Source organism: Rhodococcus opacus B4 (assembly GCF_000010805.1).
GTDB classification, from domain to species: domain Bacteria; phylum Actinomycetota; class Actinomycetes; order Mycobacteriales; family Mycobacteriaceae; genus Rhodococcus_F; species Rhodococcus_F opacus_C.
The window spans coordinates 6,506,848-6,529,492 of record NC_012522.1 but is presented as its reverse complement, the minus strand read 5'-3'; the positions used below and the strand labels follow the sequence as shown (position 1 = coordinate 6,529,492).

Annotated in this window: 20 protein-coding genes; 7 read left to right on the top strand and 13 right to left on the bottom strand. The window is 67.3% G+C overall.

Annotation, left to right across the window (positions count from 1 at the left end; translation table 11 throughout):
* Positions 1–71: 71 nt before the first annotated feature.
* Both ROP_RS29630 and ROP_RS29625 read right to left on the bottom strand, forming a co-directional pair.
* On the bottom strand, positions 72–1,484 hold the full coding sequence (locus tag ROP_RS29630) for a chloride channel protein (protein WP_015889705.1): 1,413 nt from the start codon (positions 1,482–1,484) through the stop codon (positions 72–74).
* Positions 1,481–3,112: an amidohydrolase gene (locus tag ROP_RS29625; protein ID WP_015889704.1), complete on the bottom strand. Its 1,632-nt coding sequence runs from the start codon at positions 3,110–3,112 to the stop codon at positions 1,481–1,483. Before ROP_RS29625 ends, ROP_RS29630 begins: the two co-directional genes overlap by 4 nt.
* Before the next feature lie 138 nt (positions 3,113–3,250).
* Here ROP_RS29625 and ROP_RS29620 point away from each other — a divergent pair, with 138 nt between their 5' ends.
* Complete coding sequence (locus ROP_RS29620; RefSeq protein WP_043825541.1) at positions 3,251–4,381, top strand: NADH:flavin oxidoreductase; 1,131 nt, start codon at positions 3,251–3,253, stop codon at positions 4,379–4,381.
* Between the two features lie 8 nt (positions 4,382–4,389).
* Here the strand turns inward: ROP_RS29620 and ROP_RS29615 are convergent, their stop codons facing one another.
* Positions 4,390–4,908, bottom strand: coding sequence for an OmpA family protein (locus ROP_RS29615; RefSeq protein ID WP_015889702.1), 519 nt, complete (start codon positions 4,906–4,908; stop codon positions 4,390–4,392).
* 304 nt (positions 4,909–5,212) lie between these two features.
* Between ROP_RS29615 and ROP_RS43620 the strand changes: the two genes are divergently transcribed.
* Positions 5,213–5,350 (top strand): hypothetical protein, encoded by a 138-nt coding sequence (locus ROP_RS43620; RefSeq protein WP_167315969.1) that lies wholly within the window; start codon positions 5,213–5,215, stop codon positions 5,348–5,350.
* A 325-nt stretch (positions 5,351–5,675) separates the two neighbouring features.
* Positions 5,676–6,920, top strand: coding sequence for an esterase/lipase family protein (locus tag ROP_RS29610; protein ID WP_015889701.1), 1,245 nt, complete (start codon positions 5,676–5,678; stop codon positions 6,918–6,920).
* A 6-nt stretch (positions 6,921–6,926) separates the two neighbouring features.
* Here the strand turns inward: ROP_RS29610 and ROP_RS29605 are convergent, their stop codons facing one another.
* Entirely contained in the window at positions 6,927–7,697 is a 771-nt protein-coding gene (locus tag ROP_RS29605; RefSeq protein ID WP_015889700.1) for a CPBP family intramembrane glutamic endopeptidase, read from the bottom strand.
* Positions 7,698–7,864: 167 nt separating this feature from the next.
* On the opposite strand from ROP_RS29605, the gene ROP_RS29600 reads away from it, so the two are divergent.
* Positions 7,865–9,562, top strand: coding sequence for a fumarate hydratase (locus tag ROP_RS29600; RefSeq protein WP_015889699.1), 1,698 nt, complete (start codon positions 7,865–7,867; stop codon positions 9,560–9,562).
* A 60-nt stretch (positions 9,563–9,622) separates the two neighbouring features.
* On the opposite strand, the gene ROP_RS29595 is transcribed toward ROP_RS29600, so the two are convergent.
* Both ROP_RS29595 and ROP_RS29590 read right to left on the bottom strand, forming a co-directional pair.
* Entirely contained in the window at positions 9,623–10,291 is a 669-nt protein-coding gene (locus tag ROP_RS29595; protein WP_043825537.1) for a L,D-transpeptidase family protein, read from the bottom strand.
* Between the two features lie 55 nt (positions 10,292–10,346).
* Complete coding sequence (locus ROP_RS29590; protein ID WP_015889697.1) at positions 10,347–11,156, bottom strand: class I SAM-dependent methyltransferase; 810 nt, start codon at positions 11,154–11,156, stop codon at positions 10,347–10,349.
* A gap of 130 nt (positions 11,157–11,286) precedes the next feature.
* Here ROP_RS29590 and ROP_RS29585 point away from each other — a divergent pair, with 130 nt between their 5' ends.
* Positions 11,287–12,681: an acyl-CoA dehydrogenase family protein gene (locus tag ROP_RS29585; RefSeq protein ID WP_015889696.1), complete on the top strand. Its 1,395-nt coding sequence runs from the start codon at positions 11,287–11,289 to the stop codon at positions 12,679–12,681.
* 10 nt (positions 12,682–12,691) lie between these two features.
* Here ROP_RS29585 and ROP_RS29580 read toward each other — a convergent pair whose 3' ends face one another.
* The 6 genes from ROP_RS29580 to ROP_RS29555 form a co-directional block, all read right to left on the bottom strand.
* On the bottom strand, positions 12,692–13,042 hold the full coding sequence (locus ROP_RS29580) for a hypothetical protein (RefSeq protein WP_015889695.1): 351 nt from the start codon (positions 13,040–13,042) through the stop codon (positions 12,692–12,694).
* A gap of 25 nt (positions 13,043–13,067) precedes the next feature.
* Complete coding sequence (locus ROP_RS29575) at positions 13,068–13,637, bottom strand: mismatch-specific DNA-glycosylase (protein ID WP_015889694.1); 570 nt, start codon at positions 13,635–13,637, stop codon at positions 13,068–13,070.
* Positions 13,634–14,623: an SDR family NAD(P)-dependent oxidoreductase gene (locus ROP_RS29570; RefSeq protein WP_015889693.1), complete on the bottom strand. Its 990-nt coding sequence runs from the start codon at positions 14,621–14,623 to the stop codon at positions 13,634–13,636. The genes ROP_RS29575 and ROP_RS29570 overlap by 4 nt, the downstream gene beginning before the upstream one ends.
* 6 nt (positions 14,624–14,629) lie before the next feature.
* The gene (htpG, locus tag ROP_RS29565; RefSeq protein ID WP_015889692.1) at positions 14,630–16,558 is read right to left on the bottom strand and encodes a molecular chaperone HtpG; all 1,929 of its coding nucleotides are present in this window, start codon (positions 16,556–16,558) and stop codon (positions 14,630–14,632) included.
* A gap of 106 nt (positions 16,559–16,664) precedes the next feature.
* On the bottom strand, positions 16,665–16,877 hold the full coding sequence (locus ROP_RS29560) for a DUF4287 domain-containing protein (protein ID WP_015889691.1): 213 nt from the start codon (positions 16,875–16,877) through the stop codon (positions 16,665–16,667).
* Positions 16,878–16,887: 10 nt separating this feature from the next.
* Positions 16,888–17,226 carry a type II toxin-antitoxin system death-on-curing family toxin gene (locus ROP_RS29555; RefSeq protein WP_015889690.1) on the bottom strand — a complete coding sequence of 113 codons (339 nt, stop codon included), beginning with the start codon at positions 17,224–17,226 and terminating at the stop codon, positions 16,888–16,890.
* Positions 17,227–18,306: 1,080 nt separating this feature from the next.
* Between ROP_RS29555 and ROP_RS29550 the strand changes: the two genes are divergently transcribed.
* The gene (locus tag ROP_RS29550) at positions 18,307–19,962 is read left to right on the top strand and encodes an alkaline phosphatase D family protein (RefSeq protein ID WP_015889689.1); all 1,656 of its coding nucleotides are present in this window, start codon (positions 18,307–18,309) and stop codon (positions 19,960–19,962) included.
* On the opposite strand, the gene ROP_RS29545 is transcribed toward ROP_RS29550, so the two are convergent.
* The gene (locus tag ROP_RS29545; RefSeq protein WP_015889688.1) at positions 19,956–20,426 is read right to left on the bottom strand and encodes an SRPBCC family protein; all 471 of its coding nucleotides are present in this window, start codon (positions 20,424–20,426) and stop codon (positions 19,956–19,958) included. The two genes, ROP_RS29550 and ROP_RS29545, sit on opposite strands and share 7 nt — an antisense overlap.
* A gap of 138 nt (positions 20,427–20,564) precedes the next feature.
* Between ROP_RS29545 and fusA the strand changes: the two genes are divergently transcribed.
* The gene (fusA, locus tag ROP_RS29540; RefSeq protein WP_015889687.1) at positions 20,565–22,598 is read left to right on the top strand and encodes an elongation factor G; all 2,034 of its coding nucleotides are present in this window, start codon (positions 20,565–20,567) and stop codon (positions 22,596–22,598) included.
* Positions 22,599–22,645: the final 47 nt, after the last annotated feature.

Below are 22,645 nucleotides of genomic sequence, written 5' to 3'. Positions count from 1 at the left end.
GCCCGAATCCTCCGGGCACTCCGCACACGGACCCGAATCCTCCGGGCACTCCGCACACGGACCCGGCCCGATCACCCCGGCGAACCCTGGGCGAGCCGAGCCACCGCCCGGTTCTCGAGCTGCGCGCGGTAGATCGTCTTCCCCGATCGGCGCACGATGAGATAGGAGAGTCCGACGGCGATCATCCCCGGCACGAGCACGCCGATGCTTCCCGTCATCTCCGCGACCATCAGCATGACCGCGAGCGGGGCGCGGGCGATGCTCCCGAAACACGCCATCATGCCGACGATGACGAAGGGCGCCGGATTGTCGGGAACCCCCGGGGCGATAGGTTCCAGCAGTCGCCACACCGCGGCACCGGTGAACGCCCCGATCACCATGCCCGGGCCGAAGATGCCGCCCGATCCGCCCGATCCGATGGACAGCGACGTCGCGAGGATCTTCGCGAACGGCAGCAACAGCACCACCCACAGCGGGATGGCCGCGAGGTCGTCGCGGGCCATCGACTGCTGGATCCAGCCGTATCCGCTGCCCAGCACCTCCGGTAGCACCAGCGCCATCAGGCCGACGAGCAGCCCGCCGACCGCCGGCTTGACGATCCGGCTGCCCGGCAGACGGTGGGTGAGGTCGACGGCGGTGTAGAACGTCCCGCTGTACAGCAACCCGATCAGGCCGCCGAGCACACCGATGAGCGCGAACCACACCAGCTGCGCCGGAGTGTCGAAGACGTAGTCCTGGGCGGCGTACCCGAACAGCGGCCCGAAGCCGAGGAAGCTGCCGAACACGGTGTAACTGACGATCGACGTGACCAGCGCCGGCACGAGCACCTCGAAGTCGAAGTCCTCCTTGTACGGGATCGTGCAGCACAGCACGGCACCACCGAGCGGGGCGCCGAAGATGGCGCCGATCCCGGAGCCGATGCCGATCGCCACGGCGATGCGGCCGTCCCGCGGGGACAGGTTCAGCCTGCGGGCGAGGAGCGATCCGAAACCCGCCGAGATCTGCGCGGTGGGTCCCTCCCGGCCACCGGACCCGCCGGACCCGATCGTGATCGCCGACGCAACCAGCTTCACCAGCACGACGCGGACGCGGATCATACGGGGGTCCCGGTGCACGGCCTCGATCGCCGCGTCGGTGCCGTGCCCCTCGGCCTCGGGCGCCAGGGTGAACACGAGGATGCCGGACACCAGTCCGCCCAGGCACACCACGAGCGGAATCGCCCACGGTCTCGTGAATTCCCTGCTGCCGCCCGCGCCGCCGTCACCGGCCGCGGTCGGCGGGTGGTAGCCGCCGATGTCGACGATCAGCAATTGCGTCGCCTCCGACAGCGCGACGTAGAACACGACCGCGCCGAGCCCGGCGACGATGCCGATCACGACACCGAGGACCAGCCATTTGCGGGTGTAGCCCGCGGAGCGGATCCAGGCGCCGGCCGACGCCCCGATCGACCGCAGAGCCCGCGACCCGGACCCCACCCGGGTCACGCCAGCTTTCCGAAGACCGTTCGACCCTCCAGGATCGTGGCGAGCACTTCGAGGTCCGCGATGTCGTCGGGATCCACCAGAAGCGGATTGGCCGACAGCACGACGAGATCGGCGTGCAGCCCGGGGACGATTGCCCCGATCGCGTCCTCGCTCCGGAGGTGCCACGCCGAGTTGATCGTCTCCGCGCGCAGGGCGTCCGGGACGGAGATCCGCTCCTCGGGAGCGAGCACCCGCCCCGACCGGGTGCGGCGGGTGACGGCGTCGGCGATGTTGCGCAGCGGGTTGGTCGGGGTCACCGGGCCGTCGTTGTGGAACGAGATCCGCTGGCCCGCCGCGATCGCGGAAGCTGCAGCGGCCCAACGTGCTCCGCGTTCGGGACCGAACAGGTCGTCGACGAGCACGTCGCCCCAGTAGTAGAGGTGGTCGACGAACAGGCTGCACGTGACGCCGAGTTCGGTCGCACGGCGGAACTGCTCCGGGGTCATCGCCCCGACATGCTCGAGGCGCAGTCGGTGATCTTCCCGCGGCGAGTCGGCGAGCATCCGCTGCCACGCATCGAGGACCAGGGTGACCGCGGCGTCACCGTTGGCGTGGCAGGAGATCTGCCAGCCGTTCTCGAAGTACGGCTTGCTGATCTCGAGAATCTCGTCCTCGGTGTAATTGGCCTCGCCGCGCGATCCGGCGAGGCCGAGCGACCGGGTGACCTCCGTGTCGAGGTACGGGAAACTCGTGGCCGCGTTGCCCACCCACGGCGAGCCGTCCGACCAGATCTTGATACCCACCTGGCGCAGCAGGTCGTCGCCCACTCCGGGTGACACGTCCGTGGAGCGCTCCGGATTCGACATCTCGTACAGCCGCAGCCGGGTGGTGAGACCACCGGACCGGGCGATCGCGGTCAACGCGCTCCGGAAGCGGGGGTCGAATGCCATCTCGCTGGCGGTGGTGATGCCCGCCGCGTTCATCCGCGCGCATTCCGCGGCGAGGAGTTCCGGCAGCCGGGCGGACGCACCGGCGAGGATCGAGGCGGCCACCGCCATCACCGCGGGTGCCTCGAACGCCGAACCGTTCAGATCACCCGACTCGTCGCGGCCGAAGCTGCCGCCTTCCGGGTCCGGTGTCTTCCCGGACAATCCGGCGTCCCGTGCGGCGACGTCGTTGAAATACGCAACGTGACCGGTGTTGTGCAGGATCACCAGGGAGGTGTCGGGAGCGACGGAGTTGAGCCATTCCCGGGACGGTTCCGGCAGCCCCTTCTGGAGCAACGGGTCCCAGCCGTTGAGCACGGCGCCGTCGGGGTGCTCGTCGACGGCGCGGCGGACGGCGTCGACCACCTCGTCCGCGCCGGCGATGGTCACGGGCCGGATGTCCACGACCGGTTCGCCGAGCAGCACCGCCGAGTTCAGCGGGTGACCGTGCGCCTCGATGAACCCGGGGAGGATGCAGGCGCGGTGCAGGTCGACCGCGATCGTTGCCGGTCCGATCAGCGGAAACACCGCGGCGTCGTTGCCGACGGCGGCGATCCGCCCGTCCCGCACCGCGACCGCCCGAGCGCGTGGCGCGGCGTCATTCATGGTGACGACGTCACCGAACAGCACCAGATCGGCAGGTTTTCCGTCGTTCGTGCCCATCAGTGCACCCTCCCGTCAGACCGGGCGCGGGCGAGTGCCCTTGCGCCGGCAGCGAGTGTCGACTGTGACTTCAGATTACAACTACGCAGCAGGTCATATGCAGGAATAGTGCGTACCCGCGACCGGTTACAGACAGGCATGACCGAAACACCGCTGCCCGTGGACGGCCTCTTCGAGCCGTTCGCCGTCAAATCCCTCCAACTCCGGAATCGCTTCGCGATGGCGCCCATGACCAGGGCTTTCTCCCTCGACGGCATTCCAGGGGAGGACGTGGCGGCGTATTACCGGCGGCGCGCGGCGGGCGGGGTCGGCCTCGTCATCACCGAGGGGACGTACATTCCGGACCCGGCCGCCGGATCCCACACCCGGGTGCCGCTCCTCTACGGCCAGGACAGCCTGGCGGGCTGGAAGTCGGTGGTGGACGCGGTCCACGATGAGGGCGGGCAGATCATTCCGCAGCTGTGGCATCTGGGCGTCGAACGCGGCCCGCAGCCCCGCATGAACCCCGAGGTGACGACGGCCAGCCCGTCCGGAATCGCCCTGGACGGAACCCGTCTGGGACGCGAGTTCACCGGGCCCGACCTCGACGCGCTGCGCGAGGCCTGGGTGGCGGCCGCGGTCAACGCGCGTGACGTGGGCTTCGACGGCATCGAACTGCACGGCGCCCACGGCTACCTGCTCGATCAGTTCCTGTGGGACCGCACCAACGTCCGCTCCGACGGATACGGCGGATCCCTCGCAGCCCGCACCCGCTTCCCGGTCGAGGTGGTCGCAGCGATCCGCGAGGCCGTCGGGGACGACTTCGCTATCGTCTACCGGTTCTCGCAGTGGAAGTCGAACCACTACGACTCGCGCATCGCGCAGACTCCGGGCGAGCTCGCGGCCGTCCTCGCACCCCTCGTCGACGCCGGCGTCGACGTGCTGCACCCGTCCACCCGCAGGCACTGGGAACCGGCCTTCGCCGAGTTGTCCGGCGAGGACGGAGAACTCGGCCTGGCCGGATGGACCAAACGGCTGACGGGACTGCCCACGATCACGGTCGGATCGGTGGGTCTCGACGACGTGTTCACGACGGCCTTCACTTCGGACGGCGCCTCGAACACCGCCGGCATCGACCGGTTGCTCCGGCAGTACGAGAACGGCGAGTTCGATCTCGTGGCCGTCGGCCGCGCACTGCTGTCCGATCCCGAGTGGGTCCTCAAACTCCGCGACGGCAGGACCGCCGAGCACATCCCGTACAGCAACGAGCACCGGGCGGTCCTGCACTGACCGCCCGGTCAGCTGTCCTCGACGGTGATCTCCACCTGATCGACGTTCACTCCTTCGGGTGGATTCGCCGTGCCCTCGGTCGAGATTCGGCTCTTGTCGACACCCTGCGCCTCGAGAGCGTTCGCGACGGCCTGGGCGCGCTGGTCGGCCAGGAGTTCGGCGGCCGCCTCGTCCGTGTTGCTCGCGTACGCCTCGATCTCGATCTTGCTGTCGCCGGCCTTCATCGCGGCGGCCACCGCCTTGATGGTCACGTCCGAGATGGCATTGAGTTCGGCGGTTCCCGACTCGAATCCGATCGGGACCGCCGCGATGGCCGAGTTGATCGCGTTCTGGGTGGCCTCGCGCGCGGTATTCACGGCGGACGACGCCGTGGCCTGCACACTGCTGATCGCGCCTTCCACCCGATCGGACGGGGAGGACGTCGTCGTGGTCGCGATCGGAGCCTCGTTCGAGTCGTCTGAACAGCCGGTCACGCCGAGCAGCGCGAGGGCCGCGACCGCGATGCCGGTGACGATGGTCTTGCGCATGATGGTTTCCCCTATACGTCCGTATGTCCGGAAAGCGCTACACGTCGTGGGACGAGGATAGCCCCGCCCGCGCCCCTCGAAGGTGGGATTCGGACACGGCCCGTCCTCCCACATAGTGGGATTCATCGGACGGATGTGAATCCGGACACAGGCTTCTCACCTGCCCGGAGACCCGTTGGTTCGCCTTCCGTTTCAAAATGGTTAAACCCACGGATTGCGATCTCATTTCAATAACGGTAGGAATGAATCCGGCGCCCGCTCAGCGCCGACATAAATGCCCACAACCGAGCAAGGAGTTAAACGCATGGATCTCGCCTTCCTGTCCGAATTCTTCTCCGCCTTCTCCGACCTCGCCGGTGCCCTGGACTTCTTCTCGGGTTCCGCCGACGCAGTGGGCGGTGGCGCAGACGCCGCAACGGCGGCCGCAGCCACGCTCGGCTAGCATTTACGCTGGCACAAGGCTTGAACACCCGCGACGGGGTTCGTGCGCCCAGGCGCACGGACCCCGTCGCGGTGTTGTCGGAAGCATAATGGTCGCCTCAATCACGTATCTATCACGATGAATAATTCCGTGCGTGAACATGTTCATTATCCACGCCACCAGCATTTACGCCGGAATTGGTCGGTCGACCAAATGTCTCTCCATTCGCAAGATCAACTTTTCCGTTTCACCGTTGGTTTATTCGCGAAATAATCCTGTGCGCTGCATATTCTCGACATCTCACACCACGCGCACATCCCAGTGCACATGCGTACACTCAAATCTCGTGACCGACCCTCAGATCCGACGCCGCTCCGAGGTGCGGGCACTCGCCCGGCTGGCTCTCGACGAAATCGGGTCCGCCGCCGCCGGCATCGGCAGCATCCACCGCGCCGTCTCGGACCGCGTCTTCGCCGGAGCACAGCTCGGCGTCGGCGCCCACGTCCTCCCCGCCAAAGTGCTCCACGACGAGATCTCCGGCGCCGTGTACGCACTCGTCGCCGACACCGCCCGACTCGGCGGCTCCGTCGCAGGACGGTTCCTCGACCTCCCGTCCACGGAGAACGTGCCGCCGTCCCAGACGCGCCGTGGCGCCCGGGTCATCGCCGCGATCCAGGGGCTGATCGGCGACGTACTGGAATCGGACGGATCCGTGCTCGCCGAACCCCTGGCGATCCGGGTGGACGGTGCCGCGCTCCCACCGGACGAGTCCACGCTCGCCGACGCCTTCCCCCGTGCCCACCCGCGCATCGTCGTCTTCCTGCACGGACTCGTCGAGACCGAGGACGCGTGGTCGCTGGGCGGCCGTCCCACGTACGGCGAACGACTCGAGACGGACCTCGCCTGCACGGCGCTGCAGATCCGCTACAACTCCGGCCGGCACATCTCCGACAACGGCAGGAGCCTGTCCGACCTTCTGGACACGGTCACCGAGCACTGGCCGGTGGAGGTCGAGTCGATCGCACTCGTCGGGCATTCCATGGGCGGCCTCGTCGCCCGCAGCGCCTGCCGAATCGCCTTCCTCGACGACCGGCCGTGGGTGCGGCGGGTGCGGCAGGTCGTGAGTCTCGGCTCACCGCACCTCGGCGCCCCGCTGGAGCAGGCCGTCCACTATGCGAGCGCCGGCCTCGCCGCACTGCCCGAGACCCGCGCGATCTCCGGCCTCCTGCGCCGAAGGAGCGCCGGCATCCGGGATCTCAATCAGGGTTCGCTCGTCGACGAGGACTGGCGCGGTCGCGATCCGGACGCACTCCGTGCCGCGGCCGTCAGCGAGGTCCCCCTCCTCGACGGCGTGACGTACTGCTTCGTCTCCGCGACCGTCACGCGAAGCCCGAGACATCCGCTGGGCCGCCTGCTCGGCGACGGCATGGTGCTCGTGCCGTCCGCGTCCGGGCGGAACCGGACCCGGATGATCGGCTTCCGCAACGAGGACGGCATGCATCTGGGGTCCGCGAACCATTTCACGATGCTCAACCACGAGTCGGTGTACGAGAAGCTGCTCGAGTGGCTGGGTGCCCCGGAGGCCGGCTGACCCAGCTCAGGCCATGGTCGTGTGCCACACGACGGCGGCGGCGAGTGCACCGGCGCCGTTCAACGACCAGTGCAGCGCGATGGGCGCGATCAGACTGCCGCTGCGGCGCCGGAGCCAGGTGAACACGACACCCGCGGCTGCGGTGGCGACCACCGCCGCGAGGATGCCGAGCACCTGCCCGGCCACGCCGCCGCCGAGAAAGCTCGACAGTCCCTTGTTGCCCGACGTCAGTCCCAGCGAGGACGCGATGTGCCACAGACCGAACATCAGCGATCCCGCCGCGAAGACGCCGCGGGCGCCGTACACGCGGTCGAGGGTGCCGTGCAGCACGCCGCGGAACGCGAGTTCCTCGGGAATGACGGTCTGCAGCGGGATGACGATCATCGACGCGATCAGTGCGCCGGAGAGGGTGGCGTACCGGTCGGCCATGAAGAAGGGGCGGGTGATCGGCAGGGCGGCACCGATCGCGACGACGCCGATGACGAGGCCCATCGCCGCGAGGGCGTACAGCGACCCCTTGCGCCAGTGCCGAGGCGAGAGGCCCAGTTCGGCCCAGCCGAGTCCGCGGCGCCGGGTGAGCACGAGCAGCACGACAGCGGCGATGGGGACGGTCGCGATGCTGGCCCACGCGGTGGTGAAGTGCGCGATCAGATTCGTGGCCGCGAGGACGACCACCACGATCGCGATGTCCAGGTAGGCGTGCAGTACGGGCCGCTTGGCACGTGCACCGGACTTCTCGTCGTCGACGGCTCCGGCGTACTGGACTGGGAGGGTCATTCGGCCGGCCGATCTCGTTCCGTGTTCAAGCATCCAGTCAAGTGTACGGATTTGTTTGTGAAAACCCTGTGACAGCCGCCACAACACGGGGCCCGGCCTCTGCCGCCTCACGAACCCGCGTCTAGCCTGAAGACGAACTTCACACAACCCGCTGTCCAGGAGATAGAATGGCCGACTTCCTCTACGAGGACTTGCTGCCGATCGGTGAGGACCCCACCGAATATCGGCTGCTGACCACCGAGGGGGTGTCGACTGTCGAAGGACCGGGCGGCCGCACCTTCCTGTCCGTCGAGCCCGAGGCGCTGCGCCTGCTCACCGAGACCGCCCTCCACGACATCTCGCATTATCTGCGCAGCGATCATCTGACGCAGCTCGCGAGCATCCTCGACGATCCCGAGGCGTCGGGCAACGACAAGTTCGTGGCACTCGATCTGCTCAAGAACGCCAACATCTCGGCCGCCGGTGTCCTGCCGATGTGCCAGGACACGGGCACCGCGATCGTCATGGGCAAGCGCGGCCAGCACGTCCTCACCCCCGGCGACGACGAGAAGGCCGTCGCGCGCGGCGTCTACGACGCCTACACCCGGCTCAACCTGCGGTACTCGCAGAACGCGCCGATCACGATGTGGGACGAGAAGAACACCGGCAGCAACCTGCCCGCCCAGATCGAGCTGTACGCCGACACGGCGACCGGTCACGAGAACACGTACAAGTTCCTGTACATGGCCAAGGGCGGCGGCAGCGCCAACAAGTCGTACCTGTTCCAGGAGACCAAGGCGATCCTGAACCCGGACGGCATGATGCGGTTCCTCGAGGAGAAGATCCGCGCCCTCGGCACCGCGGCCTGCCCGCCGTACCACCTCGCGATCGTCGTCGGTGGCACGTCCGCGGAGTTCGCGCTGAAGACGGCCAAGTACGCGTCCGCGCACTACCTCGACGAGCTCCCCAACGAGGGCGCGATCACCGGCCGAGGCTTCCGCGACCTGGAACTCGAGGAGAAGGTGCTCGAACTGACCCGTCAGATCGGCATCGGCGCACAGTTCGGCGGCAAGTACTTCTGCCACGACGTCCGCGTCATCCGGCTCCCCCGCCACGGTGCCTCGCTGCCCGTCGCTCTCGCCGTGTCCTGCTCGGCGGACCGCCAGGCCAAGGCGAAGATCACCCCCGAGGGCGTCTTCCTCGAGCAGCTGGAGTTCAACCCGGGCCGGTTCCTCCCCGAGGTCACCGACGCCCAGCTCGACGCCGAGACCGACGGCGTCTCCGGCACCGGCAAGGGTGCCGCCGTGAAGATCGACCTCACCAAGCCGATGCCCGAGATCCTCGCCGAGCTGTCGAAGCATCCGGTGAAGACCCGGCTGTCGCTCACCGGCCCGCTCGTCGTCGCCCGCGACATCGCCCACGCCAAGATCAAGGAACGCCTCGACGCCGGCGAGGACATGCCGCAGTACTTGAAGGACCACCCGGTGTACTACGCCGGTCCCGCCAAGACCCCCGACGGCATGGCGTCCGGGTCCTTCGGCCCCACCACCGCCGGCCGGATGGACTCCTATGTGGAGCAGTTCCAGGCCGCGGGCGGCTCCATGGTGATGCTCGCGAAGGGAAACCGGTCCAAGCAGGTCACCGACGCCTGCAAGTCCTACGGCGGCTTCTACCTGGGGTCCATCGGTGGTCCCGCGGCGCGTCTCGCCCTCGACTGCATCAAGAAGGTCGAGATCGTCGAGTACGAAGAGCTGGGCATGGAGGCGGTCTGGAAGATCGAGGTCGAGGACTTCCCCGCGTTCATCGTCGTCGACGACAAGGGCGAGGACTTCTTCGCCGGCGTGTCCACCCCCACCCTCACCATAGGCAAGCGCCCCGGCCTGTAGGCGGCTCCGCCGCCCGTGCGCCTTTTTGGTAGCTGGAGCTACCAAAAAGGCGCACGGGCGCTACGCGCCTACCGCGATCTCGATGACCGGATTCTTCGCCGGGTCGAGTCGGCCGAGGAGGGTGATCAGCGTGTCGCGGTCGATGGCGACGCACCCTTCGGTGGTGGTGCCGTCCGTGACGTGCAGGAACATCGCCGAGCCGAGGCCGGGGACGCGGGCGGCGTTGTAGCCGATCGCGAGCGCGTAGTCGTAGAGCGGTCCGGCCGAGTAGAGGTTCTCGCTGTTACCGCCGGGGCTCGCGTCCTGCCGGACGTGCGTGTTGTACGTCGGTGAGAGAGGATTCGAATCCCACCAGTCACGCCGATCCGCCTGGAAGTACGGCATCGCCGTCTCCGGTGCGGGCTGTCGGCCGAACGCCTGCGACAGCGGGAAGACACCGGCCGGCGTGCGGGTGGAGAATTCGTTCGCCGCGCCGATTCCTTCCGCGCCGACATCGGCGGCGACGGGACCGGCGAACACCTGCCACGTGCCGTCCGAGCGTCGTTCCCAGGCGGTCAGTTCGGCGCTCACCGACCCGGCCGACGGGGCGTAGACGGTGATCACCTGGTCCGACACTCCGGAGAAGACCGCCCGGTCGGGGGCCGCGGAGGCGCCGGGTGCGAACAGCAGCCCGATCAGAAGCACCATCAGCCCCGGCAACCACAGTCGACCCACGCGCAACGTCAGCATGGGGCGAGTGTTCCATTCCCGGGCGCGCGTCGCGAGATTTTCGTCTCGCGCCGCTCTACACGCGGCAGAGGATCTCGCTGTGCAGGAGCGCGAACCAGCCGTCGTTCTCCCGCACCCATGCACGCCAACCGGCCGCGATGCGGTCGAGGTCTGCCTCGGTGGCGAGCCCCAGCGCGAGCGCCCGGTCTGCGTAGGCCGATCGGAGAGAGCGGTCGGCCCACGACCCTCCCCACCACTCGCGATCCTCGTCGGAGGAGAAACACCAGGTGCTCGCCGTGGTCGCGACGTCGCCGAGACCGGCCTCGTGCGCCCATGCCCGCAGGCGGCGGCCGGCGTCCGGTTCACCGCCGTTCGCCCGGGCGACGGCCGTGTAGAGCGTCAGCCATTCGTCGAGTTCCGGTGTCGGCGGAAACCACGTGAACGTGCCGTAGTCCGCGTCGCGGGCGGCAACGATCCCGCCGGGTTTGCACACCCGCTTCATCTCGCGCAGTGCCTGCACCGGATCGCCGACGTGCTGCAGGACCTGATGCGCGTGCACGACGTCGAAGGTGTCGTCGGGGAAGTCCAGCGCGTGGACGTCCGAGACGACGGCCGCGACGTTCACGATTCCCCGCCTGGCGAACTCGTTCCGCGCGAGCGAGAGCGCCTCGTCGTCCTTCTCGACGGCGGTGACGACTCCGGGCGCGAGAAGTCCGGCGAGGTCGGCGGTGATGGTGCCCGGCCCGCACCCGACGTCGAGCAGCGTCATGCCCGCGCGCAGGTGCGGGAGCAGGTAGCCGGCGGAGTTCTCCGCGGTGCGCCATCGATGGTTCCGCAACACGGACTCGTCGTGGCCGTGGGTGTAGACCGTCTCGTCGGCGTCCATACCTCGACGCTAGCAACTCCGATCAGATAATGGGATTGCCATCCCATTGCTCAGGATTCTGTGATCGACGGTTCTCGCAGGCCGTGAGTGTTACGTTGTTGCACACCAACACGGCCACCGAGGGACTGCCATGACTTTCAGCCTCGCGCTCACCCCCGCGCAGAAGGACCTCGTCGAGCGGACGCACGCATTCGCTGAGAACGTGATCCGGCCGGTGGCCGCCGAGCACGACCGCGCGCAGGAGTTCCCGTGGGACGTTCTCGAGAAGGCCGCGGAAGAGGGTTTCTACAGTCCACTGTTCTACCGCGATCTCATCGGCGACCCGACCGGTCTGTCCCTCCCCCTGTTCATGGAGGAGCTGTTCTGGGGTTGCGCCGGAATCGGGCTCGCCGTCGTGATGCCCGCGCTGGCGCTGTCGTCGATCGGGCAGGCCGCGACGCCGGAGCAGATGCTGCGCTGGGCACCGGAGTGCTTCGGCGAGCCCGGCAACCTGAAACTCGCCGCACTGTGCATCTCGGAACCCGAGGGCGGCAGCGACGTCCGCAATCTGCGGACCACCGCGACGCGCGACGGCGACGACTGGGTCATCGAGGGCCACAAAATGTGGATCGGCAACGGTGGCATCGCCGACGTGCACGTCGTGAACGCCACCGTCGATCCGGACCTCGGACACCGGGGGCAGGCCCTCTTCGTGGTTCCCGGCGGCAGCCCGGGTATCGAACTCGTCCGCAAGCTCGACAAGCTGGGCTGCCGCGCGTCGCACACGGCGGAGCTGAAATTTCATCGGGTGCGGGTGCCCGCCGACCACCTGCTCGGCGGCGACGACAAACTCCAGCACCGCATGCGGAAGGCCCGTGAGGTGCAGGAGGAGGTGGCCACCGGCGCGCCGCGGCGGAAATCGGCCACCCTCGGCACGTTCGAGCAGACCCGACCGATGGTCGCGGCTCAGGCGCTGGGCATCGCCCGCGCGGCACTCGAGTACGCCACCGAGTACGCGAATCGACGGGAGGCGTTCGGCGGTCCGATCATCGACAACCAGGGCATCGCCTTTCCGCTGGCCGACCTCGCGACGCAGATCGACGCCGCACGACTACTGACGTGGCGGGCGTCGTGGATGGCGGCGACGGGCGTGGAGTTCCGTCACGGCGAGGGATCGATGGCGAAGCTCGCGGCATCGGAGGTCGCGGTGAAAACCACCGAACGTGCGCTGCAGACGATGGGCGGGTGGGGGTACATCAGCGACCACCCGGTGGAGAAGTGGTACCGGGACGCCAAGCTGTACACCATCTTCGAGGGCACCAGCGAGATTCAGCGGATGGTGATCGGGCGTGCACTCGGCGCCGCGGACGGCGCCCCGCCGCTGCACTTCGATCAGCCGACCGAGGGATCGGCGTTCAACCGCCAGTTCGGCCGGGGCACGTCCGTGCGCACGAAGGCCGGCGAGTTCGCGATGTCGGTGAAGGACCGGATGCCCGAGTCCGCGCAGCGGCTGGCGATGAAGATTCTTGCCCCACCGAAGAAGTGAACGGGCCTGATCAGGTCCAGAGGGCGGCCACCAGCACGGTGACGATGCCCAGCCCACCGACCACGTGGGCGAGGTTCGGGCGCTCCTGCCCTCTTTTCTGCTTGCCCCGGCCGATCTCGGCGAGCGCCACCACCACCAGCGAGAGCACGAGCTTCACACCGATCTTGATGTGGTTGTAGTCCTTGTCGAGCGCGGCCTCGCCGAGCCCGACGAGGATCAGTCCCGTCACGAACTGGAGCCTCGCACCCCACACCATCACCTCGGAGATCCGCGGCGCCGCGAGCACCGCGAAATAGCCGCCGACGAGGGCGGCCATGCCGAGCAGGTGGCAGACGAAGAGGAGGTTGTAGACGACGGTCATCTCCGCAGCCTAGCGACCTGCCCGGTCAGCTCGAGACGATTCCGGCCTCGATCGCCGCCTCCCGGTACGACGCGGCGAGAGTGGCGACGGTTTCGTGGGCGTTGAGACCGCTGGGATTGGGTACCAGCCACAACTCCGCGCCCTCGAGCGTGCGCGGTTGCTTGCCCTTCTTCGCTGCACGCTCCCCGAATGCCGTGCGATAGGCGGTGATTCCGGCGACGGCCACCACCCGGGGAGCCGTGTCGCGGACGACGCCGCGCAGGCGTTCGGCGCCGACCGCCAGTTCCTCACCGGTCAGCTCGTCGGCCTTTGCCGTGGCGCGCGGGGCCAGATTGGTGATGCCGACGCCCCGCTCGATCAGGTGATCGCGGTCCGCGTCCGACATGCCCGCCGTCGGGTCGATCGGTCGCTCGATGATGCCGGCGCCCAGCAGCGCCGGATAGAAGCGGTTGCCCGGACGTGCGAAATGCGCTCCCGTCGCGGCCGTCCACAGTCCCGGATTGATGCCGACGAACAGCAGGCGGCATCCCGGTCCGATGAGGTCGGGAACCTCGGCGTCCCGGAACGATTCCAGTTCCGCCCTCGTGAAACTCACAGCCGGCCGGCCTCGATGAGCCCGGCAACGGTGTCGGCCAGCGTCTCCACGGAATCGCGGTACTTCACACCCAGTTCGCTCTCGCTCGGACTGTCGTCGGTGTCCGGCATCCGCGTGTAGTACTCCATGGCGGCCTCCGAGACGGGCGTGTCGATGGAGACGAACCGGTCGATCACGTCCACCAGCCTGCCCACCAGGCGCAGCGCGGAGTCCGGCACCGGGTACACACCCATCCGTCTGCCGGTGATCGTGGCGAGCATCCCGGCGATCCCGGCGATCGGGATCCGGGGACCACCGAGCATGAACCGGCGGGCGCCGCTCCCCTGCCGGAGGAGGGCGGCGTGCGCCGTGGCCACCTCACGCACGTCGACCATCGTCCATGCGGCACCTCGCCCGGGCAGACCCCGCAGGTGGACCGCGGCCTCGACTGCCTGGGCGGCCTCACCGAACTGGTTCCCCGCGGGCGGGCCGACGATCATGCCCGGGTAGGTGATCGCGATGGGTGCACCGTCGGCCTGCAGGTCACGCGCGTACTGCTCGACGCGCGCCTTGCTTCGGCCGTAGGCGTCGGAAGGCCCGCACACCGGAAGGTCGGGGGTGAGGAGCCGGGCCCCCGGCTGGAACAGGGCGGCGATACTGGAGACGTAGACGATCGGGTCGAGGCCGAGTTCGACCGCGGTTCCCAGCACGTTCTGTGCGCCGGCGAGATTGGTTTGCAGCATCTCCTCCGCGCGCCGCGGGTCGACCGCGACCACGGCCGCGGCGTGGATGACGGCGTCGCAGCCGTCCAGGGCACGCCGCACGGACGCGGCATCCGTGATGTCACCGACCACGTGATCGGACGTGTCGAGCCCGAGCGCCGCCGCACTGGTCACGAGGCGAGCAGGATCCCGCACGAGGAAGCGCACCCGGTGACCGGCGTCCACCGCCGCCTTCGCGCTCCACGCCCCGACGAACCCTGTTCCCCCCGTGACCAATACCAGCAAGGGGACTTACACCGTCCTGGCGAGACGGTTGGCGAGCATCGTGGTGAACCGGGCGGGATCGTCGAGTTCGCCGCCCTCGGCCAGCAACGCCATCCCGTAGAGAAGCTCCGCTGTCTCCCCCAGCGCAGGATCCTCGTTACGTTCGCCGTGAGCCTCCCGCAGCCCGGTGACGAGCGGGTGGGAGGGGTTGAGCTCGAGGATGCGCTTCGTGGTGGGCACGGGCTGCCCGGACGCCCGGTACATCCGCTCGAGTGCCGGGGACATACTGAACGCATCGCCGACGATGCAGGCCGGTGACGTCGTCAGCCGCGTCGACAGCCGCACCTCCTTGACCTGCTCGCTCAGCGCGTCGGCCATCCAGGAGAGCAGGCCGGCGAAGTCCTTCTCCTGCTCCTCCCGCTCCGACTCGTGTGCCTTCTTGTCTTCCTCGGTGTCGAGATCGACCTCACCCTTGGCGATCGACTGGAACGACTTGCCGTCGAATTCGGGAACCGCTCCGACCCACATCTCGTCCACGGGATCGGTGAGCAGCAGCACCTCGAAGCCCTTGGCGCGGAAGGCCTCCATGTGCGGGGAGCTCTCGAGCAGCTGCCGAGATTCGCCGGTCGCGTAGAAGATCTGCTCCTGGCCGTCCTTCATCCGCGCCACGTAGTCCTCGAGCGAGGTCAGCTCCTCCTCGCTGTGGGTGGACGCGAACGACGAGATACCCAGCAGGATGTCCCGGTTGTCGGTGTCCGACATCAGGCCTTCCTTGACCGCGCGGCCGAACTCCGCCCAGAACGTGCGGTAGTCGTCGGGCCGCTCGGCCTTCAGGTCCTTGATCGTGGTGAGGACCTTTTTGGTGAGCCTGCGGCGGATGGCACGGATCTGCCGGTCCTGCTGCAGGATTTCACGAGAGACGTTGAGAGAGAGGTCCTGAGCATCGACCACACCCTTGACGAAGCGGAGGTATTCCGGCATCAGCTGGTCGCAGTCGTCCATGATGAAGACGCGCTTGACGTACAGCTGCACACCCGTCTTCCCGTCCCGCATGAACAGGTCGAACGGCGCGTGGGACGGGATGAACAGCAGGGCCTGGTACTCGAACGTGCCCTCGGCCTTCATCGGGATGACCTCGAGCGGCTCGTCCCAGGCGTGGGCGATGTGCTTGTAGAACTCCTTGTACTCGGCCTCGGACACCTCGTCCTTCGACCGCGCCCACAGTGCCTTCATCGAGTTGATCGTCTCGGACGTGGTGGTGACCTCGTCCTCGCCGTCGCCCTCTGCCGGGACGGTGCGCTCGACGTCCATCCGGATCGGCCACGCGATGAAGTCGGAGTACCGCTTGACGAGTTCCTTGACCTTCCGTTCCGACGTGTAGTCGTGCAGGTGATCCTCGGCGTCCTCGGGCTTGAGGTGCAGGGTGACGGAGCTGCCCTGCGGGGCGTCGTCGACGGCCTCGATCGTGTACGTGGCCTCGCCGCTCGACTCCCAGCGGGTGGCTTCGCTCTCGCCGGCCTTCCGCGTCAGCAGTGTCACCTTGTCTGCGACCATGAACGTCGAGTAGAAGCCGATGCCGAACTGTCCGATCAGTTCCTCGGACGCGGCGGCATCCTTCGCTTCGCGCAGTTTGCGGCGCAGATCCGCGGTGCCGGACTTGGCCAGCGTGCCGATGAGGTCGACGACCTCCTCGTGGGACATGCCGATGCCGTTGTCACGGACGGTGAGTGTGCGGTTCTCCGCGTCGACCTCGATCTCGATGTGCAGATCCGACGTGTCGACGTCGAGGTCCTTGTTGCGGAACGCTTCGAGCCGCAACTTGTCCAGCGCGTCCGAGGCGTTGGAGATGAGCTCCCGCAGGAACGAGTCCTTGTTGGAGTACACCGAGTGGATCATGAGGTCCAGGAGCTGGCGGGTCTCCGCCTGGAACTCCAGTTGTTCGATTTTCGTGCTCACTTCGATTCCCTTCGACAGCAGAACCCTCGACACCAGATTCGTCGTCGGAATGATAGCCCGCGGCCGAACTCCGGATTCATCGCGGCGAGCTACCGCCGGTGACCCGTCAGCCGGCGGCGTCTTCCTTCAGGGTGTGCGCCACCAGCGCGTTGGCATGACCGTGACCGAGCCCGTGTTCGGACTTCAGCCAGCTCACCAGCTCCATGTGCTTGGTCAGCTCGGACGAACGGATCAGCGTCTGCCACTCGCTGATCGGCCGTCCGTACTTCGCCTCGATCGACGGAAAATACGACGCGGGACCCTTCACTGGTTCAGCCATGCGCGACAGGCTAGCCGAACCCTCCGACACGTACTGTCCGACAAGCATCTTCGGGGTCATAGGCCGGATCTTCGGGAGCGTCCAGATCGTAGCCGTTCAAGCCATGGAACACCTGAACCGCCAGCCAGGACAACCTCTTGTCTCCATCGACGAGCGCGTGCATTCTCGTCAAGGACTCCAGCAAGACGGCAGCCTCGTCATGTATCGACGCGTACGCATCCTCTTCGCGCAGGGAGGTCTGCGGACGATGGGCCGCCGAATCGAGCGGCCCGAGATTCCTGATGGAAGCGACACTCAGATCTTCGGCCAGCGAGAGCAAGTCCTCGAGAGTGAGATAGCTGATTGTCACTGGGCGAGGCGGTCCAGCAACGCGGCGTACCGGTCGCGGCCGCGACGGGACAGCGCACGAACCTGCTCGTCTGGGTATGCCGAGCAGCAGCCTCGACGATCGCGCGGACAGTCGCTTCCTGCTTACTTACGCCTCGAGCGTCAGCAAGAAGTACTAGCGCGCGTTCCTGCTCCTCCATCAGTCGCAGTGTCACGGCCATGAAGTCATGCATACCAGATTGGTAGCACGCCGGCTCTGTGATCAATTCCTTGGATGCAAAACTCCAAAACTGCCTTCGCCGTCGTTCGGGAACAACCTTGCAAGCTTCCTGTCGGTCACATCTGTCAACATATGCGCGATTGACCACGTCCCATCTTTCGGAACGTTTGGGGGAATTTATGTCATACGAGTGCGAATGCGGACGTACGCCACCGGCGGACTACGAATACTGCGGGTGCGGTTCAATAAATCCAGCGTTTACCTCCGTCGCTGTCGTTGCGCCACCGACCCTCCACTTCGGATCTCACAACGACGGCATACAGGCTGGTAACGACATCACGGTAGGGGGCGGCTTCATCGTCGGGAAGTCCCCGAGAGATCCGTTCGAACACCGAACCGAGGTATCGCCGTTGCCATAGTGGATCTGAACCTCGATCACAGCAACTATTTCGCGACTCTCACAGCCTCGACTGTCGTGGCCTCGATCGGATTTATCCTGGCAGTCAATTCCACATTGAGCGCGAAAGGCTTTCGACCCTTCCGGTTCGGCTTACCGGGCTGGGCCCTCGAAAGAGACACAGAGGGCAAACTTTTCTCACAGTTCCGAAGGCCGCCCGCTGCCTCTGGTGCCCAACCGAAAGTGACATGCGGCTCCAACCTCTGGAAGGTCGGTCGGAGCGGAATTGGGTCTGCCCCAAAAACCCTGTTCATCGTCAGATCGGATTCGACTTCACCCAGCTATCAAGACGCGACACCGTGTAGCCGGAACAAGCGCCTGCCCGAACCACTCTTCTATGGACAGAAGCCCCCTCGCCGTCGCGCGGGGGTCGTAGGCTGATCGCATGTATCGGTCACGCGCGAATTTTCCGGTCCGGTGACGTCGTGGCGGAGCTGATTCTGGGACCGCTGCTCAGGCATGTCGGCACGTGCGATGCGACGCTGTGGGTCGAGACGTCCGAGGCGTGCACCGTCCGGGTGCTCGGCCACGAGGAACGGACGTGGAATGTCTCGGGCCACCACTATGCGCTCGTCGTCGTGGAGGGTCTGGAGCCCGGATCGAGCACGCCGTACGAGGTGACCCTCGACGGCCGCCCGGTGTGGCCGTTGCCGAACGCAGGTCCGTCCCGCATCCGCACCCTCGGCGAGGACGACGATGCGCTGGTGCTGGCGTTCGGGTCGTGCCGGTTCGCGACGATGTCCACGACGGAGGACAACCGGCATCTCGGCGCCGATGCCCTGGACGCGTACGCGGTGCGGATGGCCGGACAGTCGCCCGAACAGTGGCCGGACGCCCTGTTGCTGCTCGGCGATCAGGTGTACGCCGACGAACTGTCCCCGGAGACGGAGGCCCGCGTCGCGGAGATCCACGACGTGAAGGAGCCACCCGGTCCGCAGGTGCGCAATTTCGAGGAATACACCTGGCTCTACGCCGAGTCGTGGTCGGACCCCCAGGTGCGCTGGCTGATGTCGACGGTGCCCACCTCGATGATCTTCGACGACCACGACGTCCGGGACGACTGGAACACCTCCGAGTCCTGGCGCGACGAACTCGAGGCGACGTCGTGGTGGGAGGAGCGGATCGTCGGCGCTCTGTCCTCGTACTGGGTCTATCAGCACCTCGGGAATCTGGCGCCGAGCGACCTCGCCGAAAACGAACTGTTTCAACGGGTCCGGAAGGACGGCGGCGACGTCGAGCCGATGCTCCGCGAGTTCGCGTCCGCCGCCGACGAGGAGGCGGACGGGGCCAAGGGCACGCAATGGTCGTATCGACGGGACCTCGGCGTCGCGAGGCTCCTCGTCATCGACTCGCGGTGCGGTCGCGTCCTCGCCGACGGTCGCCGCGAGATGGTGTCCGACCCCGAATTCTCGTGGATCGAGCGTCAGACCGAGGGCGACTACGACCATTTGCTCGTCGGAACGTCACTGCCGTGGCTGCTGCCGCGCGCCCTGCACGACCTGGAATCGTGGGACGAACGTCTCGCCGGCGGATCGCGTGGTCCGCGCGTGGCGGCCTGGGCGGAGAAGATCCGCCGGGGTGCCGACCTCGAGCACTGGGCGGCGTTCCGCGATTCGTTCGACCGCCTCACCCGCCTCTTCGCCGAGGTCGGACGTGGCGACAAATCAGGCCCCGGTGGCCGGGCGCCCTCGACCATCTCGGTGCTGTCCGGCGACGTCCACCACGCCTACGCCGCGCAGGCGCACTACCCCGAACCGCTGCAGTCACTGGTGTATCAGCTGACGTGCTCGCCCCTGCACAACTACGTACCGGCCGCCATGAAGGTGACGTTCCGGATATCGTGGCGGCGCGCCACCGAGCGGACCGTGCGCTTCGTCCTGAGCCGGGTGTCGCGGGTGCCGCCCGTCCCCCTCGACTGGTCCAAGATCGCCGGGCCGTTCTTCGGCGATCAGGTGGCCACCCTCCACCTGAAGGGAAGGTCGGCCCGCCTCGTGATGGAACAGGCCCGTAACGACCGCGACGGCACACCGCGATTCAAGACCATGACCGACCTCGAACTGGCGAAAAGAACGGGCTACTGACGCTGTTCGGCCGCCGCCTTCAGCTGCGCGAGCCCCTTCTCGAAGTCTTTGCCCACCATCTTGTCCATCGGGAAGACGACTCCCACGATCCTGAAGAAGAGGTTGTTCTTGCCGGTCATCTGCCAGCGGACGGTGGTCCCGGCGCCGTTCGGTTCGAGGAGGAATGTGGTGACGTTCTCCGCCTTGAAGGGTTTGAGGAATGTCAGGTCGAGCACGACCTTCGAGCCGGGCACCGACTCCGTGATCACCATCGATCCGGCACCCGCCTTGCGGTTGCCCTCCCAGGCGTAGGAGGCGCCCACTCCCGAATCCGGGCCGGAGTACGTGCGCTTCAGATCGGGATCGACGTCCTCCCACGGCGACCACGACTGCCACTGCCGGAAGTCGTCGAGAAGTGGCTGAACGACATCGGGGCTCGCATCGATGACGGTGGAACGTTCGACGAGGAACTCGGCCGAAGCCATGCGGTCTCCATTCGATGTGGGGTGTGGCGGACCGAGGTCGCGACCACCTCTTCACGTGGAAGATAACGCCTCGCCACCGGTCGCGCGCGCGGTATCGTCGGGAGCGACCCATACGACAGTGCTGTGGTGGGGGTGGCAGTGACGACCGAGACGGATCTGATCCGCAATATCGCTCTGGTGGGACATCAGGGCAACGGGAAGACGACGCTCGCGGAGGCGATGCTCTTCCGCGCCGGTGTCGTCACGCGCCCCGGCCGTGTCGAGAGCGGTAACACCGTGCTCGACACCCAGCCCGAGGAACACGACCGCACCCAGTCGCTGACGCTCGGGTTGGCCTCGTTCTCCTGGGGCGACTACCGGATCAATCTTCTCGACCCGCCGGGCTACGCCGATTTCGCCGGCGACGCGATGACGGCGCTCCGGGTCGCCGACGTCGCCGTGTTCGTGATCGACGGGGTCAGCGGTCTGCAGGTGAACGACGAACTGCTGTGGCAGGCGGCCGCCGAGCGAGCCATCCCCCGCATTCTGTTCGTGAACAAGATGGACAAGGAGCGGGCGTCGTTCGACGCCGTTTTGGCGGGGATCCGCGACCATTTCGGGTCCGGAGTCGAACCGGTCGACCTGCCCGTCGGTGAGGCCTCCGCGTTCACCGGCGTCGCCGACCTGCTCACCGAGCACGTCATCCTCTACGACAGCGGGTCCGCGAACACGAGCGACGAACTGCCCGCCGACATTGCCGACCGCGAACACGAACAGCACGAGCACCTCGTGGAAGACGTGGTCGAGATCGAGGACGACCTGCTCTCGAAGTACCTCGACGGCGAGGACATCTCCGTGGCCGAACTCGAGCACGCTCTCCGCGCGGGTTTCGCCGCGGGGTCGCTGTGGCCGGTGCTGTGCGGGTCGGCCGTCGACGCGATCGCCGTCGACCGGTTGCTCGACTTCGTCTGCCGGATCGCGCCCGCACCGTCGGAGGTCCCGGGCACCGAGGTCCGGGGTGACGGGGACCGTGTCGCCGAGGTGCGGTGCGATCCCTCCGGCGATCCACTCGCGTACGTCTTCAAGACGCAGACCGACGAATACGTCGGGCAGGTGGCGTTGGTGAAGGTCCTCTCCGGCACCGTGCATGCCGACGACGTCCTCGTCAACCAGCGCACCGGCGCGAAGGAGCGCCTGCACAATCTCCTGCGTGTCCTCGGCAGCAAGCACACCGCGATCGACACCGCGGAGGCCGGCGACATCGTCGGCGCCATCAAACTCACCGATGTCGCGACGGGTGACACTCTCGCGCCGATCGGCTCGTCGCTCACCGTGCCGCCGATCGTGCACCGACGCCCCGTGTACGGGATCGCGGTGGCCGCCGAAAGTGCGGGCGACGAGGACAAACTCGCGACTGCCCTGGCCGAACTGGTCAGCGATGATCCGACGCTGGAAGTGTCGCGCGACAGCGAAACCCACCAGACGGTGGTCCGGGGTGCCGGCGACGTGCACGTGCAGGTGGCGCTGACCCGGTTGAAGCGGCGGTATGGCATCACACTCCAGACCGAACCGGTCAAGATCGCCTATCGCGAGACGCTGCTCGCCCCGGTGGAGACGGAGGGTCGTCACAAGAAGCAGAGCGGCGGGCACGGCCAGTTCGGGGTGGCGACGGTCCGGTTCGAGCCGCTCCCCCGGAACGAGGGCTACGACTTCGTCGACGAAACCCGCGGCGGTGTGATTCCCAAATCGCTCATTCCGGCGGTCGGCAAGGGCATCGCCGAATCGATGGGACGCGGTGGCCGGCACGGGTTTCCGCTCGTCGACCTGCGGGCGACGGTGCTCGACGGCAAGCATCATTCGGTCGACTCCGACGACTTCAGCTTCCGGATGGCGGGGGCACTCGCTCTCCGCGCCGCCATCGACAAGGTCGGCACCCTCGTCCTCGAACCGGTCGACCACGTCGAGGTCACGGTGCCCACCGCGCTGCAGGGCGACGTGATGGCCGATCTCGGGCGACGACGCGGCCAGATCGAGGGCACCGAACCGGCGGGCGACGGCGAGGTCACGGTCATCGCCTCCGTCCCGACGAGCGAGATCACCGACTACCCCGTCGCTCTACGCTCGATGACGCACGGGCGGGGCCGCCTCGCGTTGGAATTCAAGTGCTACCAGGAGCGACCCGAACCCCGCTGACAGTGTCCTTCCAGCGTGCACGCAGCGTTCTCCCAGCTTCCCGCGGT

What these genes read in the sequence shown, in the direction of transcription:
- ROP_RS29625 (WP_015889704.1), bottom strand. Translation starts at nt 3,112, where the DNA reads ATGGGCACGAACGACGGAAAACCTGCCGATCTGGTGCTGTTCGGTGAC.
- ROP_RS29620 (WP_043825541.1), top strand. Translation starts at nt 3,251, where the DNA reads ATGACCGAAACACCGCTGCCCGTGGACGGCCTCTTCGAGCCGTTCGCC.
- ROP_RS29615 (WP_015889702.1), bottom strand. Translation starts at nt 4,908, where the DNA reads ATGCGCAAGACCATCGTCACCGGCATCGCGGTCGCGGCCCTCGCGCTG.
- ROP_RS43620 (WP_167315969.1), top strand. Translation starts at nt 5,213, where the DNA reads ATGGATCTCGCCTTCCTGTCCGAATTCTTCTCCGCCTTCTCCGACCTC.
- ROP_RS29605 (WP_015889700.1), bottom strand. Translation starts at nt 7,697, where the DNA reads ATGACCCTCCCAGTCCAGTACGCCGGAGCCGTCGACGACGAGAAGTCC.
- ROP_RS29600 (WP_015889699.1), top strand. Translation starts at nt 7,865, where the DNA reads ATGGCCGACTTCCTCTACGAGGACTTGCTGCCGATCGGTGAGGACCCC.
- ROP_RS29595 (WP_043825537.1), bottom strand. Translation starts at nt 10,291, where the DNA reads ATGCTGACGTTGCGCGTGGGTCGACTGTGGTTGCCGGGGCTGATGGTG.
- ROP_RS29590 (WP_015889697.1), bottom strand. Translation starts at nt 11,156, where the DNA reads ATGGACGCCGACGAGACGGTCTACACCCACGGCCACGACGAGTCCGTG.
- ROP_RS29585 (WP_015889696.1), top strand. Translation starts at nt 11,287, where the DNA reads ATGACTTTCAGCCTCGCGCTCACCCCCGCGCAGAAGGACCTCGTCGAG.
- ROP_RS29580 (WP_015889695.1), bottom strand. Translation starts at nt 13,042, where the DNA reads ATGACCGTCGTCTACAACCTCCTCTTCGTCTGCCACCTGCTCGGCATG.
- ROP_RS29560 (WP_015889691.1), bottom strand. Translation starts at nt 16,877, where the DNA reads ATGGCTGAACCAGTGAAGGGTCCCGCGTCGTATTTTCCGTCGATCGAG.
- ROP_RS29545 (WP_015889688.1), bottom strand. Translation starts at nt 20,426, where the DNA reads ATGGCTTCGGCCGAGTTCCTCGTCGAACGTTCCACCGTCATCGATGCG.